The organism is Pseudarthrobacter lactosi (assembly GCF_055412785.1).
The window spans coordinates 1,475,349-1,489,799 of the sequence record NZ_JBVAYS010000001.1; the positions used below are offsets into that span (position 1 = coordinate 1,475,349).

Here is a 14,451-nt window from a genome sequence, read left to right on the forward strand (position 1 = left end):
CTTTGACGTAAGTGCAGGCGCCTAGCGGCGCTTGCCCTTACGGTCGTCCTTGACATGGCCGCGGAATGTCCGCGTGGGAGCGAATTCGCCGAGCTTGTGCCCGACCATCGACTCGGTGACAAACACCGGAATGTGCTTGCGTCCGTCGTGTACGGCGATCGTGTGCCCGAGCATGTCGGGGATGATCATCGAACGGCGGGACCAGGTCTTGATGACGTTCTTGGTGCCCTTATCGTTTTCCCTGGCTACCTTTACAAAGAGGTGCTGGTCAACGAAAGGACCTTTTTTCAGGCTGCGTGGCATGTGTCCAGGCTCCTATCGCTTGTTCTTGCCAGTACGACGGCGACGAACAATAAGCTTGTCGCTCTCTTTGTTGGGACGCCGGGTGCGGCCTTCCCGCTTACCGTTCGGGTTGACGGGGTGACGTCCACCGGACGTCTTACCCTCGCCACCACCGTGCGGGTGGTCAACCGGGTTCATCGCGACACCACGGACGGTCGGGCGAACGCCCTTCCACCGCATGCGGCCGGCCTTACCCCAGTTGATGTTCGACTGCTCGGCGTTACCGACCTCGCCGACGGTTGCGCGGCAGCGCACGTCAACGTTGCGGATTTCGCCGGAAGGCAGACGCAGCTGGGCGAAGCGGCCTTCCTTGGCAACAAGCTGGATCGATGCGCCGGCGGAGCGGCCCATCTTGGCGCCGCCACCCGGACGCAGTTCAACTGCGTGGATTACGGTACCAACCGGGATGTTGAGCAGCGGCAGGTTGTTACCGGGCTTGATGTCAGCACCGGAACCTGCCTCAACAACGTCACCCTGGGAAAGCTTGTTCGGGGCGATGATGTAACGCTTGGTGCCATCAACGTAGTGCAGGAGGGCGATGCGAGCCGTGCGGTTCGGATCGTACTCGATTTCGGCAACGCGGGCGTTGACGCCGTCTTTGTCGTGGCGACGGAAGTCGATCAGACGGTACTGGCGCTTGTGGCCACCACCCTTGTGACGGGTCGTGATCTTACCGGAGTTGTTACGGCCGCCCTTTTTGGGCAGCGGACGTACCAACGACTTTTCCGGCGTCGACCGCGTGATTTCTGTGAAGTCCGCTACGCTCGAGCCACGACGGCCCGGGGTAGTCGGCTTGTACTTACGGATTCCCATAATTTATTTCCTCGTTAAAGTGGTCTCCGCTACGAGAGCGGACCGCCGAAGATGTCGATGGTGCCTTCTTTGAGGCTCACAATTGCACGCTTGGTGTTCTTGCGGGTACCCCATCCGAATTTGGTTCGCTTGCGCTTACCGGCACGGTTGATGGTGTTGATCGATTCGACCTTGACGGAGAAAATCTTCTCCACGGCCAGCTTGATCTCGGTCTTGTTCGAGCGGGGGTCCACCAGGAAGGTGTACTTGCCCTCATCGATCAGGCCGTAGCTTTTTTCCGATACGACGGGTGCAAGCACGACGTCGCGCGGGTCTTTGATGGTGGCTGCACTCACTTGGCATCCTCCTCGTTCTTTGCTACTGCCCGGTCAGCAACGAATGCTTCGTAGGCAGCCTTGGTGAAGACAACGTCGTCAGAGACGAGTACGTCGTAGGTGTTCAGCTGGTCTGCGTACAGAACGTGAACACCGGCGAGGTTGCGCACGGAAAGTGCTGCAACATCGTTGGCGCGCTCGATGACAACCAGCAGGTTCTTGCGCTCGGAAACTCCGCGCAGCGTTGCCTGTGCGTTCTTGACGGACGGCTTGGTGCCCTCCACCAGTTCGGCAACAACGTGGATGCGTCCGTTGCGTGCCCGGTCAGACAGTGCGCCGCGCAGTGCAGCAGCAATCATCTTCTTGGGGGTGCGCTGGCTGTAGTCACGCGGTGTGGGACCGTGGACTACGCCACCACCGGTCATGTGAGGAGCACGGATTGAACCCTGACGGGCGCGGCCGGTGCCCTTCTGCTTGAACGGCTTGCGACCTGCACCGGAAACCTCGGCGCGGGTCTTGGTTTTGTGGGTACCCTGGCGAGCAGCAGCGAGCTGGGCTACGACGACCTGGTGCAGCAGCGGCACGTTGGTCTGAACGTCGAAGATCTCTGCAGGCAGGTCAACCTTGACAGTGCTAGTCATTGAACTAGGCTCCCTTCACGGCGGTGCGTACGAGTACGACCTGGCCGCGGGCGCCGGGGACGGCACCCTTGATGAGGAGCAGCGACTTCTCGACGTCAACTGCGTGAACCGTGAGGTTCAGCGTGGTGTGACGAACGGCGCCCATGCGGCCGGCCATTTTCATGCCCTTGAAGACGCGGCTCGGGGTGGATGCGCCACCGATTGAACCGGGCTTACGGTGGTTCTTGTGAGCACCGTGTGAGGCGGGAGCACCGTGGAAGCCGTGACGCTTCATAACACCGGCGAAGCCCTTACCCTTGGTGGTGCCAATAACGTCGATCTTCTGGCCGGCTTCGAAGAGCTCAACAGAAAGCTCCTGGCCCAGCTCGTAAGTGTCAGCATCTGCAGTGCGCAGTTCGACGACGTGGCGGCGAGGCGTGACGCCTGCCTTTTCAAAGTGACCAGCCAGCGGCTTGGTGACCTTGCGGGGATCGATCTGGCCGTAGCCGATCTGAACAGCTACGTAGCCATCAGTGGCTGCGTTGCGCAGCTGGGTGATGACGTTCGAATCTGCCTGGACCACAGTGACGGGGATGAGCTTGTTGTTCTCGTCCCAGACCTGGGTCATGCCGAGCTTCGTGCCCAGCAGGCCCTTTACATTACGGGTTGCGGTCATAGTCTCTCAGCACCTCCCTACAGCTTGATTTCGATGTTCACGTCGGCCGGCAGGTCGAGACGCATAAGCGAATCAACAGCCTTCGGCGTGGGATCGATGATGTCGATAAGACGCTTGTGCGTGCGCATTTCAAAGTGCTCGCGGCTGTCCTTGTACTTGTGCGGAGAGCGGATAACACAGTAAATGTTCTTCTCCGTCGGCAGCGGCACGGGGCCAACTACCGTTGCGCCTGCGCGCGTGACCGTCTCAACGATCTTCCGTGCTGAAACGTCAATGACCTCGTGGTCATATGACTTCAGCCGGATGCGGATTTTTTGTCCCGCCATGTCGCCTGACTCTCTTTCAGTTAGTGCTGCTCCCAGTGAGGGCTGCTCTGTTCACTTTCTTGTTGCATGTGGCTGCCGAAGCATTTGAAGTCTGAACTACCACCCGCCGCACAAGCTGAATCCGGATTAATCCGGGTTCCTCAACCTGCCGACGTAACCGACCCCCGCGGTCGGGCGTGTCGCGCTTAGCACGCATACAAATCCGCAGTTCCATGGGGAGTGGGTTATGTTTGGGCTTCCACTTGGACCCTGACACCCGGCATTATCCGGATCGGGACACGAAGAAGCGCTTGAACAACTCATCTAGTATGCCGGATATTATGCCCAGAAGCGAATCTGCAGGCTGGTAGCTCCCATTACACCGGACGCGCCAGCACACTGCGCATTCGGACCTTGCGCCGCCCGGAGTCATTGCCTTCGGCAACATCCGAATGGATGATGGGGGGATGACCGTCGAACATGACGTTTCCGTCCAGGATCTGGCCGGCCGTCTGCCCCGCTCGTTCACCCTGGGAGTTGCCGCGGCCGCCTTCCAGATCGAAGGCGCCCTCGCCGCTGACGGACGGGGTCCCTCAGGCTGGGACGCCTTCTCCGAAAAACCTGGCGCCATCATCGATGGACACTCCCCCGCCGTGGCCTGCGACCACTACAACCGCTCGCCCGAAGATGTGGCTCTGATGCGGGACCTCGGCGTCGATTCCTACCGCTTTTCCATCTCATGGCCGCGGATCCAGCCGGACGGCCACGGCGCGTTCAATAGACAGGGCCTGGACTTCTACGACCGCCTGATCGACCAACTGCTCGAGGCCGGCATCTCGCCCATGGCCACCCTCTACCACTGGGATACTCCCCTGCCCTTGGAGCACCGCGGCGGCTGGATGAACAGGGCCACCGCCGAACGCTTCGCTGAGTATGCGGGCGAGGCCGGCCGGCGTTTTGGTGATCGCGTGGACCAGTGGGTCACACTCAATGAACCGGCCTCGGTGGTGCTCAACGGCTACGCGCTGGGCGTCCACGCCCCCGGACGGGATCTCCTCTTCGCCGCGTTTCCTGCTGTCCACCACCAGCTGCTTGCCCACGGCATGGCCGTCCAGGCGCTGCGTGCAGCAGGGGTCCGCGGCGGAATCGGCGTGACCAACCTCCACTCCCCGGTCCGGCCGGCAACCCGGAAAATCACGGACAAGTACATCGCCCTGGTGTTCGACCTGATGCTCAACCGTATCTATGCCGATCCGGTCCTGCTGGGCCGGTACCCGCGCCCGCCGCTCATCGCCAAGCCGTGGTTCCGGTCCTTCGGCAGAATCTCCGACGCCGACCTCCGCACCATCCATCAGCCCTTGGACTTCTACGGCCTGAACTATTACTACCCGACAAAAGTGGCTGCCGGCAGGGGTCCGGCCGAAAGCCCCACGGGTCCCGCCGAGGCCATGGTGCGGGTGCCGTTCCACCAAGAGACGTTTCCCGAATACGGCACCACGGGTTTCGGGTGGCCAGTAGCACCCGAGCATCTAGGCATCCTGTTGCGCGAGCTGAAGGACCGCTACCGGGATGCCTTGCCGCCGATCTACATCACGGAAAGTGGTGCCAGCTTCCCTGAACCCGACCATGTAAGCGGCCCCATCCGGGACCAGCAGCGGATCAATTACATAGCGGACCACCTGCGGCACGCGCTGGAAGCGACGGCACCGGGGGGAATCGCCCACGACGTGGACCTCCGCGGCTACTACGTCTGGACCTTTATGGACAACTTCGAATGGGCTGCAGGGTATTCGCAGCGCTTCGGCCTGGTGCACGTGGATTTCGAAACTCTGGAGCGCACACCCAAGGAATCGTTCTACTGGTACCGGGCGCTCAGCCAGGCCCGGAAAGCCCTGGCCGGCGAAGGCCCTCCGGCGTGAAGCCGCTCGGCTGAACTGGCTGGCACCCGACTGAACGGCCGGCGAACGCCCTGCTGACGCCTGCCGGCCGTCCTTGCTACTTGTCCTTGTTTGCCCGGTTGATGCGCTTGGCGCGGTCAATCTCAGTGCGGAAATGCTTCTTGGCCCAGAAAACTCCGGCGACCACGGCTACCGCGATGATCAGAAAAATCAGCCATCCCATGATGTACTCCTCTCGCTGTCAGCAACAGTATCAGTGCCGGCGTGACGGTTCCCTACCCTCGCTGGACGGCCGGTTGGACTCTGGACCAGGGGTTATCTCCGGCTCCTCGTCCGGCGCTTGGCCGGCCGTTCCACGGTTCAACCGCCAGACGGCAAAGACGATCAGCCCGACGGCGATGAACGCCAGCAGCAGGAACGTGTACTGCCGCATTGCCCACAAAATGCAGGCTGCCACCCCGGCGGCGCCCCACCAGACAAACAGCCGTTCCCCCAAGCCAAGTCCTGCCGTGAGCAGGAGCGCCAGAAGCACCAGAACCCACAGTTGCTGGCCACCGTTGCCGCCGAACACTACGCCCAGGCCGCTCAGGGAGAGCAACACCGACGCCGCGCCCACCAACAACCGGCCGGCAACTTGGTTGCCGGTGAGGTAGCGCAGGCCACCTAGGACAGCGGCCAGGAGCACGTACCACTGAACAACCCAGAACGGACTGGGAAGGCCGGTCAAAAGCCGGCCCGCGCCTCCACCCGGCGCGTCCAGTCCGAAGATGGCGGCACGCTGGACCGCCATGGTCAGGAACAACGCACCCACCTCCAGGGCGATCCTTCGCGCCCTCGCTGGTGCCTCACGGTAGGAGATTCCGACGGCGGCAGCCAGTACGGCCGAGGCCGCCCAGGACGTTGCATCGTGCCGGATTCCAACGAACACCACCAGGACGAGGCCGAGGAAGGCCGTGCCGGCCAGCGACCAACGACGCACCGGCTCAGCCTGCAACTGGTCGCTGCGCACGAGCCGCACCGCATAGAGGGCAGCCGAGGCCACGCCCGCACCCGTCAGCCACGGCAGGAACCCGCCCCAGGCGCCCGGAACATCCGGATAGGCCTCCGCCGCCAAGGCGACGGACCCGCCGAGCGCGGCCAAGGCTGCCGGCGGATACAGGACCGGCAGGTCCTCGACGTGCGACGCGGTAAAGCCCACCGCTGACAGGACCAGTACAGCCGCCCCCGTCACCCAGCCGGCCGCCAACGGCGAAATCAACAGCCCAGCACCGGCAAAGGAGCCGGCGGTAACCAGCCAGAGCCAGTGCTCGACATCCGCGGCGCCGGCGTCCTGCCGCCGACGCAGGATGCCAGCAGCGGTCGCGAGCAGCGCAATACCCAGCAGAGCCACGGCAGTTCCGGTGTGGCTCAGGACTGAGGTCACAAGGAACGTCCCGCTGAACGTGAACAGCGGGCCCAGGGCAAGCACGCCGAACAGCCCCGCATACACAGCGAAGTAGCGGGCCCCCCGGGCACTGAAGAGTCTCCTGGCCACCACAGCAGACACCAGCAGCATCACCAGTTCCAGCAGCACTACCCAGCGGCCGCCGTCGTCCTCCTGCCCCGGCAGCCCGAAACCACCGGGCCTGGTCACGTACGCGAGCGGGAGCAACGCCTGCCCCGCCAGGGTGATCCAGACTGCGGCCTGCTGGAAGGGGATGTCCGTCAGCCGTGAGCGCATCACCCAGCGGACGGCATGCTGGGCCGCGAGCACGACGGCAAAGGTTACCGACACCACGGTGGGCGAGGCGGTGATGTCGTAGCTGAGGACCAAGGCCAGGCCTGCGGTCAGCACCCGGGCTGCCACAAAGTACCAGCCCTTCCTGGCCCGCCGGTGCTCGGCCACCACCATCAGCGTGGAGTAAACCGCGAAGACACCGAGGATCAGTTCCACCCGAAGCGCATCGCCAGCGCCGAGGACCAGCAGGACAACAAATGCGAACGGGGCAAGCCAGGCGGCAGCCCTCTCGCGGCGGAGCAAGTACCCCGCGGCGGCGGCGCCGAGGGCCACAAGTCCTGCAGCTGAGGTCCCCTGCCAGTCGGCGGAACCTGCCTGCGCAAGGCTGGCGCTGCCCGCCAGTTGGAGAAGGATCAGGGCGCCCGCGTCCGCAAGAATCCCGCGGGGAGCACGACGGCGGATGGAGGCCACCAGCGGAAGGCACAGCTGAAGTGCCAGCACGGTCAGCAGGATCGTTGCCGGATGGACCACTTCGGCGGCGATAACCACCGGGCCGCTGTCCTGCTCCAGCTGGTGAAAAGCAGTCAGGGCCAGGACCGTGGCTGCTGCCCGGGCGAACCACCAGTACGCCCAGCGGTGTTGGCGCAGGCGCAGGCGCATCGCCGTGATGACCAGGTACGCCACCACCAGCAGCAGCGCCACGTTGCCGGTGCCTTGGGACACGGCTTGGAACCCGACGGTCGCGGCCACTAGGGACATACCCAGCGGCGCGGCCTCCCACACCGTTGCAACCCAGTCCGCTTCCGTGGCCGGCCGTGGAACCATCAGAGCTCCTATGGCAAACGCCACAGCAAGCTGGATGAGCAGGCCGATGGCCGTCAGGCCGTGGTCCGGTGAGGTCTCAAAGACCTGCAGCCCGGCCAGGACCGCCGCACCCCCGGCAGCGAAGACGCCCAGGGTTGCCTCTGGCGCCAACGTCCGCACCCCCGCGCGTTCCAGCAGCGCCGTAAGAAGTTGCTGGCACACCAGGGTCAGCAACAGCGCGAACACTGACGCCTCGGCCCGGCCTGGACCCTCACCCACCACGGCCGCGACCGATACTGGAACAGCAACCGTGAGGGCCAACCGGGCCCCCAGAACCAACCTGCCCCGGAAATCACCTGCTGCGACGGCCCCGCGGATCGCCCAGAAACCGGCCGCAGCGAACAGCATGCCGGCGAACGGCCACGCACCCATCGAAGGAGAAACGATGCCGGCCAATGCCAACGCTGCAACAGGCGCCCATTCCGCCCGGCCTGCCCACCTGGCGGCAAGCACCATGCCCGTGGCCAGCGATACGGCCACCGGAACCCAAAGCGGCACGGTTGCCTCAGCTTCGAGTGAACCGTAGCCGTCAATAGCATCGAAGAAGTTAGTAGCCATCTTCTGAATGCTGAACGCCGTCGTGGCAACAAGTTGGAGAGCGAATGTAACCAGCGCATCGATCTGCCAGCGCGCTCCGTTGGCAGCGGGGCCGTTGGCAGCGGGGCCGTTAGCAGCGGGGCCGTTAGGGGCGGCGGACGATTCAGCCTGCCGCAGCTCGGGGAACCACAGTGTCAGCCTTGCCGACAGAAGCGCCAGCCCCGCTGCCTGCGCGCCGAACAGTACGACGGCAACGAGGAGTGCATCGCTCCCCCGGCCGGTCAAATGCCAGATTTCGACGGCAGCAGCCACGGTGACGGCACCCCGTGCCGCGTAGAAGTTGATCAACCGGAACCGCCCCGGAACAGCGGCCATCAGGGCGAAATAGATACCGCACATCCCGATGACCAGGGCGTACTCTGCCTTGTCCAAGAGTAGGGGTACGCAGGTCGCGGCGACGGCAACGGCGGGAACCACCAACGGGTGCAGGACCATCAGCGGCCTGGCATACACCGGCGGCAGCCACCGCGGACGCGCGAGGGCAAGGCACGTCAGCAGCACGGCGACGGCTATGAGCACAGCGAAATACCAGACGAGCGCGCCGCCCAGGACTGAAACGCCGGAGAACGCCGTGGAGGCCACGAATGTGAGGGAAAGGTACACGAGGACCCTGCTCTCCAGCCGCACCGCCGCTGCAACATATGCGGCGGTGCCGATCAGCGACGTGATCATCCAAGCCGACGGGCCGTGAGGCAAGGCGAAATTGTACAGTGCCAGGCCGGTCACGGGAACCAGGGCGAGCCCGGTGCCGGTGAAGGCGACGGCGGCTGGCTTCAGCCGCGGGACCCTGGCATGCAGCACAAATCCGGCTCCATAGAACAGCGCCGTGACTGCGCAGACACCGGCAAAACGCAACATAGGCGGAAGACTGGTACCGATGAAGAGCGCTGCTGCAGCCACCAGCAGCAGGCTGGCCACGTACAGCGTGACGTTGATGTTCTGCCGGTCCCGCTTTTCACGTCGGGCCCGGCTCTCGGCAGGTGTCTCCGGATAGGTCTGGAACGACGCTGCCGGAGACTGTGGCGGAATCCCGCGCGGCGCAGGCGCGCTGTTTGATGGAGGCGAAGCGGGCGCCGAAACAGGGGTTGCCAGGGTGACCATTCGTTCAGAAGGTGATACCGGCCCTGACCCCGGCGGTGCAGGCGAAACTGCCGCCAAAGGCAACGCCGGCGCCAGAGGGATGCTGACTCCGGCGGGCACTGATGTAGCCGCCGTAGGCACGTTGCTGGCTGCCGCCGTCGCACCTCCCCGCACAGCCGGGACCTCCCCCAGCGGCGAGTCTGCGCCGGCGGAACCTGCCGCTGGCGTGGCGCCCCTACCTGGCTGGCTTGGCGCCTGGAGCTTGGCCACGGCGTCAAGCCACCCCTGAAGGTGACCGGCACGGTAACCCGCTTCATAAGATTCGTCCCTCACGGCATTCCCTCCAAAGGGCAGGCCTGCCTGCACAGTAAATCCATTGATTGGATTAATAGTAACAAAGAACAGCCCCGCTGCACTAGCAGCGGGGCTGTTCCAAACTTTGCGTCAAGCCGTCAGACGGCCATCGGCTCCGTAATCAACAAGTTATTACTTGATGATCTTGGTAACGCGTCCTGAACCAACGGTGCGGCCGCCTTCGCGGATAGCGAAGCCGAGGCCCTCTTCCATGGCGATGGGCTGGATGAGCGCAACGGTCATCTCAGTGTTGTCGCCAGGCATAACCATTTCCGTGCCTTCCGGCAGGGTGATAACGCCGGTTACGTCCGTGGTGCGGAAGTAGAACTGCGGGCGGTAGTTCGAGTAGAACGGGTTGTGGCGTCCGCCTTCATCCTTGGAGAGGATGTAGACGTTGGCCTCGAAGTCGGTGTGCGGGGTGATGGAACCCGGCTTGACGACAACCTGGCCACGCTCTACGTCATCGCGCTTCAGACCGCGGAGCAGGAGGCCACAGTTCTCGCCGGCCCATGCTTCGTCGAGCTGCTTGTGGAACATCTCGATACCGGTAACCGTGGTCTTCTGGACCGGACGGATGCCGACGATCTCGACCTCGGAGTTGATGGCGAGGGTGCCACGCTCGGCGCGGCCCGTAACAACGGTGCCACGGCCGGTGATGGTGAAGACGTCCTCGATAGGCATCAGGAACGGCTTGTCACGGTCACGTACCGGGTCCGGAACGGACTCGTCAACAGCAGCCATCAGGTCCTCAACGGACTTGACCCAGATGGGGTCGCCTTCGAGAGCCTTCAGACCGGAAACGCGAACAACCGGTGCCTCATCGCCATCGAAGCCCTGAGCCGAAAGCAGCTCACGAACTTCCATTTCAACGAGGTCCAGCAGCTCTTCGTCATCAACCATGTCGGACTTGTTCAGCGCGACCAGCAGGTAGGGAACGCCAACCTGGCGGGCAAGCAGAACGTGCTCGCGGGTCTGAGCCATCGGGCCGTCAGTGGCGGCAACCACGAGGATTGCACCGTCCATCTGTGCAGCACCGGTGATCATGTTCTTGATGTAGTCAGCGTGACCCGGAGCGTCTACGTGTGCGTAGTGGCGCTTCTCGGTCTGGTACTCAACGTGGGAAATGTTGATCGTGATGCCACGCTGGCGCTCTTCCGGAGCAGAGTCAATCGACGCGAAGTCGCGCTGCTCGTTGAGAGTCGGGTACTTGTCGTACAGCACCTTGGAAATGGCGGCAGTCAGCGTCGTCTTACCGTGGTCAACGTGACCAATGGTGCCGATGTTGACGTGCGGCTTAGTCCGCTCGAACTTTGCCTTTGCCACAGGTTCCTCCTAGAACGTTTTCAAATGACTTACCCTTCAACCGCGCTTATCGCGGCAGAAACTCAGGCAAGTCTACTTGGGGGGCTTTGGATTGGTGAAATTGCAGATTCAGGAACTAATACTAGTCCCTAGAGCCTGTTCGTGCAGGTGGCCGGGGCCCGGCAGGACCGAACCCGGCCACCTGCACCAGGTGAGTTTCCGTGAACCGGAAACGCACCCGAGTTTTTGCTGCGAAAGTCCGGAGACTACTCGCCGCGATTCTTCTGGATGATCTCGTCGGCAAATGCCTTGGGGACCTCCGCGTAGCTGTGGAACGTCATGGAGTACACAGCGCGGCCCTGGGTCTTCGAGCGCAGGTCACCGATGTAGCCGAACATGCCGGACAGCGGGACGTGCGCACGGATGACCTTGACACCCTGTGCGTCTTCCATGGACTGCATCTGGCCACGGCGGGAGTTGAGGTCACCGATTACTTCACCCATGTATTCCTCAGGGGTGCGGACCTCTACATCCATCAGCGGTTCGAGCAGAATGGGGTTCGCCTTGCGTGCGGCTTCCTTGAAAGCCATACGCCCGGCGATCTTGAACGCCATTTCCGAAGAGTCAACATCGTGGTAAGCGCCGTCAATCAGCGTCGCCTTGATGCCAACAACCGGGTAACCGGCCAGGACGCCGTCGTTCAGTGCATCCTGGATACCGGCGTCAACCGACGGGATGTATTCGCGCGGAATACGGCCACCGGTGACCTTGTTCTCGAACTCGTAGAGCTCGCCCTCGGAAGTATCCAGCGGCCCAATGGCAATCTGGATCTTTGCGAACTGACCCGAACCACCGGTCTGCTTCTTGTGCGTGTAGTCGTGACGCGCAACAACATTCTTGATGGTTTCGCGGTAAGCGACCTGCGGCTTGCCGACGTTGGCCTCGACCTTGAATTCGCGGCGCATGCGGTCCACCAGGATATCCAGGTGAAGCTCGCCCATGCCGGCGATGATGGTCTGACCGGTGTCTTCGTTGAGGGAAACCTGGAAGGTCGGGTCCTCAGCGGAGAGCTTCTGGATAGCCAGTGAGAGCTTCTCCTGGTCACCCTTGGTGTTCGGTTCGATGGCAACCGAGATCACAGGCTCCGGGAAGCTCATGGACTCGAGGACGATCTGGGCGGCGGAGTCACACAGGGTGTCGCCCGTGGTGGTGTCCTTCAGCCCGATCGCTGCGTAGATGTGGCCGGCGGTAGCGCCCTCAACGGGCATTTCCTTGTTGGCGTGCATCTGGAACAGCTTGCCGATGCGCTCCTTCTTGCCCTTGGTGGAGTTGACCACCTGGGCACCCGCTTCGACGTGACCGGAGTACACGCGGATGAAGGTGAGCTGGCCGAAGAACGGGTGCGCAGCAATCTTGAACGCCAGAGCCGAGAACGGCTCCTCGGAGGAAGGCGCGCGCGTGAGTTCCTTCTCTTCGTCGCGAGGATCGTGACCGATCATCGGCGGAACGTCGAGCGGGTTCGGCAGGTAGTCAACCACGGCGTCAAGCATCGGCTGAACGCCGCGGTTCTTGAACGCGGAGCCACAGAAGACCGGGTAGAGCTCAGAGTTGATCGTCATCTTGCGGATGCCGGCCTTGAGCTCCTCGACGGTGAGTTCTTCACCTTCGAGGTACTTCTCCATGAGCTCTTCGGTAGCGTCAGCCACCGTCTCAACGAGGGCAGCCCGGTATTCCTTGGCCTTCTCCAGCAGATCCGCGGGGATCTCCTGGACCTCGTACTTGGCACCCATGGTGACGTCACCCTTGGAGTCGCCCGGCCATACCAACGCGCGCATTTCCAGGATGTCGACAACGCCGATGAAGTCGTTCTCGGCACCGATCGGCAGCTGCATAACGAGCGGCTTGGCACCGAGGCGGCTGATGATGGTATCTACCGTGTAGTAGAAATCAGCACCGAGCTTGTCCATCTTGTTGACGAAGCAGATACGCGGAACGTTGTACTTGTCAGCCTGGCGCCAAACGGTCTCAGACTGGGGCTCGACGCCCTCTTTACCATCGAACACGGCAACGGCGCCGTCGAGGACGCGCAGTGAGCGCTCAACCTCGACGGTGAAGTCAACGTGGCCGGGGGTGTCAATGATGTTGATCTGGTTGTTGTCCCAGAAACAGGTCACGGCGGCAGACGTGATGGTGATGCCGCGCTCCTTTTCCTGTTCCATCCAGTCAGTCGTCGAAGCGCCGTCGTGCGTTTCGCCGATCTTGTGGTTCACACCTGTGTAGAACAGAATGCGCTCGGTGGTGGTGGTCTTGCCAGCATCGATGTGGGCCATGATGCCGATGTTGCGGACCTTACTAAGGTCTGTAAGCACGTCCTGTGCCACGGTGTCTCCCTTTCGGATGGACTACGCGTTCGCCGCCGGCTCAGTCGAGCCGGCGGCGTCCGGGAAGTATTACCAGCGGTAGTGTGCGAAGGCCTTGTTGGACTCGGCCATCTTGTGGGTGTCTTCGCGACGCTTCACAGCGGCACCGAGACCGTTGGAGGCATCCAGGATTTCGTTCTGGAGGCGCTCGGTCATGGTCTTTTCCCGGCGGGCCTTGGAGTAGCCAACCAGCCAACGCAGGGCGAGGGCGGTGGAGCGGCCCGGCTTGACCTCAACCGGAACCTGGTAGGTGGCGCCACCAACGCGGCGTGAGCGGACCTCGAGGGAAGGCTTGACGTTCTCCATGGCCTTCTTGAGGGCTGCTACGGGGTCGCCGCCGGACTTGGCGCGGGCGCCTTCGAGGGCACCGTAAACAATGCGCTCTGCGGTGGACTTCTTGCCGTCAACCAGCACCTTGTTGATCAGCTGCGTGACCAACGGGGAGCCGTAAACGGGATCTAGTACGAGCGGCCGCTTGGGGGCCGGACCCTTGCGAGGCATATTACTTCTTCTCCATCTTTGCGCCGTAACGGCTGCGTGCCTGCTTACGGTTCTTCACACCCTGGGTATCGAGGGCGCCACGGACGATCTTGTAACGGACACCGGGGAGGTCCTTCACGCGACCGCCGCGAACGAGCACAATGGAGTGCTCCTGCAGGTTGTGGCCTACACCGGGGATGTAAGCGGTAACTTCAACGCCACCGTTGAGGCGCACACGTGCAACCTTACGAAGAGCCGAGTTCGGCTTCTTGGGGGTGGTGGTGTAAACGCGGGTGCAAACACCGCGGCGCATCGGGCTGCCGTTAAGCGCGGGAGCCTTGGTCTTTTTGACCTTAGGCGTGCGGCCCTTGCGGACCAGCTGGTTAATCGTAGGCACTCTCGTGTTCTCCGTTGGTTTGATCTCTACCTTCACGCTCAGGCGCCAGCCTGAGCACAATGGTTTTGGCGTTGTTCCTTGCAGCTGCGGCTCTGGAAGCGTGCGTAGGCGTGCAAAAGCGTGGCATTCGTTGCGCACCTTACCCGCAACCCGGAAACAAGCTCCACCCAGCATCATGAGAACAAAACCAAAATGATGCTGCGGCGGCCTTCATCCACTGCCACACAGAACAATTACACAAAGTCTAGCACGGCTGGACCCAGGCCCTTAAA

14 protein-coding genes are annotated in these 14,451 nt (G+C 62.7%); 2 read left to right on the forward strand and 12 right to left on the reverse strand.

Annotated features, from left to right (window positions below; genetic code table 11):
• Positions 1-21 precede the first annotated feature (21 nt).
• The 6 genes from rpsS to rpsJ are packed head-to-tail and all read right to left on the reverse strand — an operon-like array spanning position 22 to position 3,091.
• Positions 22-303, reverse strand: coding sequence for a 30S ribosomal protein S19 (gene rpsS / locus ACZY0Q_RS06800; protein ID WP_011775591.1), 282 nt, complete (start codon positions 301-303; stop codon positions 22-24).
• A 12-nt stretch (positions 304-315) separates the two neighbouring features.
• Positions 316-1,155: a 50S ribosomal protein L2 gene (gene rplB, locus ACZY0Q_RS06805; protein WP_056344386.1), complete on the reverse strand. Its 840-nt coding sequence runs from the start codon at positions 1,153-1,155 to the stop codon at positions 316-318.
• A 29-nt stretch (positions 1,156-1,184) separates the two neighbouring features.
• Complete coding sequence (rplW, locus tag ACZY0Q_RS06810; protein ID WP_018773664.1) at positions 1,185-1,490, reverse strand: 50S ribosomal protein L23; 306 nt, start codon at positions 1,488-1,490, stop codon at positions 1,185-1,187.
• Entirely contained in the window at positions 1,487-2,110 is a 624-nt protein-coding gene (rplD, locus tag ACZY0Q_RS06815) for a 50S ribosomal protein L4 (RefSeq protein WP_463915384.1), read from the reverse strand. Before rplD ends, rplW begins: the two co-directional genes overlap by 4 nt.
• Positions 2,111-2,114: 4 nt before the next feature.
• The gene (rplC, locus tag ACZY0Q_RS06820) at positions 2,115-2,765 is read right to left on the reverse strand and encodes a 50S ribosomal protein L3 (RefSeq protein WP_160673120.1); all 651 of its coding nucleotides are present in this window, start codon (positions 2,763-2,765) and stop codon (positions 2,115-2,117) included.
• 17 nt (positions 2,766-2,782) lie between these two features.
• Positions 2,783-3,091 (reverse strand): 30S ribosomal protein S10, encoded by a 309-nt coding sequence (rpsJ, locus tag ACZY0Q_RS06825; RefSeq protein WP_038464699.1) that lies wholly within the window; start codon positions 3,089-3,091, stop codon positions 2,783-2,785.
• Positions 3,092-3,537: 446 nt separating this feature from the next.
• Between rpsJ and ACZY0Q_RS06830 the strand changes: the two genes are divergently transcribed.
• Entirely contained in the window at positions 3,538-4,989 is a 1,452-nt protein-coding gene (locus ACZY0Q_RS06830; RefSeq protein WP_463915385.1) for a GH1 family beta-glucosidase, read from the forward strand.
• 76 nt (positions 4,990-5,065) lie between these two features.
• Here the strand turns inward: ACZY0Q_RS06830 and ACZY0Q_RS06835 are convergent, their stop codons facing one another.
• Both ACZY0Q_RS06835 and ACZY0Q_RS06840 read right to left on the reverse strand, forming a co-directional pair.
• Positions 5,066-5,191 (reverse strand): hypothetical protein, encoded by a 126-nt coding sequence (locus tag ACZY0Q_RS06835; RefSeq protein ID WP_255527485.1) that lies wholly within the window; start codon positions 5,189-5,191, stop codon positions 5,066-5,068.
• A gap of 30 nt (positions 5,192-5,221) precedes the next feature.
• Positions 5,222-9,247: a hypothetical protein gene (locus ACZY0Q_RS06840; protein WP_463915386.1), complete on the reverse strand. Its 4,026-nt coding sequence runs from the start codon at positions 9,245-9,247 to the stop codon at positions 5,222-5,224.
• Here ACZY0Q_RS06840 and ACZY0Q_RS06845 point away from each other — a divergent pair.
• Positions 9,240-9,515: a hypothetical protein gene (locus ACZY0Q_RS06845; protein WP_463915387.1), complete on the forward strand. Its 276-nt coding sequence runs from the start codon at positions 9,240-9,242 to the stop codon at positions 9,513-9,515. The genes ACZY0Q_RS06840 and ACZY0Q_RS06845 overlap by 8 nt on opposite strands.
• A gap of 197 nt (positions 9,516-9,712) precedes the next feature.
• On the opposite strand, the gene tuf is transcribed toward ACZY0Q_RS06845, so the two are convergent.
• The 4 genes from tuf to rpsL form a co-directional block, all read right to left on the reverse strand.
• Positions 9,713-10,903 carry an elongation factor Tu gene (tuf, locus tag ACZY0Q_RS06850; protein ID WP_056344396.1) on the reverse strand — a complete coding sequence of 397 codons (1,191 nt, stop codon included), beginning with the start codon at positions 10,901-10,903 and terminating at the stop codon, positions 9,713-9,715.
• A 245-nt stretch (positions 10,904-11,148) separates the two neighbouring features.
• A complete protein-coding gene (gene fusA, locus ACZY0Q_RS06855) occupies positions 11,149-13,263 on the reverse strand; it encodes an elongation factor G (RefSeq protein ID WP_463915388.1) in 2,115 nt (704 codons plus the stop codon).
• A gap of 69 nt (positions 13,264-13,332) precedes the next feature.
• Positions 13,333-13,803, reverse strand: coding sequence for a 30S ribosomal protein S7 (gene rpsG, locus ACZY0Q_RS06860; RefSeq protein ID WP_011692813.1), 471 nt, complete (start codon positions 13,801-13,803; stop codon positions 13,333-13,335).
• A 1-nt stretch (position 13,804) separates the two neighbouring features.
• A complete protein-coding gene (gene rpsL, locus ACZY0Q_RS06865; RefSeq protein WP_011692814.1) occupies positions 13,805-14,179 on the reverse strand; it encodes a 30S ribosomal protein S12 in 375 nt (124 codons plus the stop codon).
• Positions 14,180-14,451 lie beyond the last annotated feature (272 nt).

Bases quoted from the DNA above. Each gene is read 5' to 3' on its own strand.
- rpsS (WP_011775591.1), bottom strand. From the start codon at position 303: ATGCCACGCAGCCTGAAAAAAGGTCCTTTCGTTGACCAGCACCTCTTT.
- rplB (WP_056344386.1), bottom strand. From the start codon at position 1,155: ATGGGAATCCGTAAGTACAAGCCGACTACCCCGGGCCGTCGTGGCTCG.
- rplD (WP_463915384.1), bottom strand. From the start codon at position 2,110: ATGACTAGCACTGTCAAGGTTGACCTGCCTGCAGAGATCTTCGACGTT.
- rplC (WP_160673120.1), bottom strand. From the start codon at position 2,765: ATGACCGCAACCCGTAATGTAAAGGGCCTGCTGGGCACGAAGCTCGGC.
- rpsJ (WP_038464699.1), bottom strand. From the start codon at position 3,091: ATGGCGGGACAAAAAATCCGCATCCGGCTGAAGTCATATGACCACGAG.
- ACZY0Q_RS06830 (WP_463915385.1), top strand. From the start codon at position 3,538: ATGACCGTCGAACATGACGTTTCCGTCCAGGATCTGGCCGGCCGTCTG.
- ACZY0Q_RS06835 (WP_255527485.1), bottom strand. From the start codon at position 5,191: ATGGGATGGCTGATTTTTCTGATCATCGCGGTAGCCGTGGTCGCCGGA.
- ACZY0Q_RS06840 (WP_463915386.1), bottom strand. From the start codon at position 9,247: ATGGTCACCCTGGCAACCCCTGTTTCGGCGCCCGCTTCGCCTCCATCA.
- rpsG (WP_011692813.1), bottom strand. From the start codon at position 13,803: ATGCCTCGCAAGGGTCCGGCCCCCAAGCGGCCGCTCGTACTAGATCCC.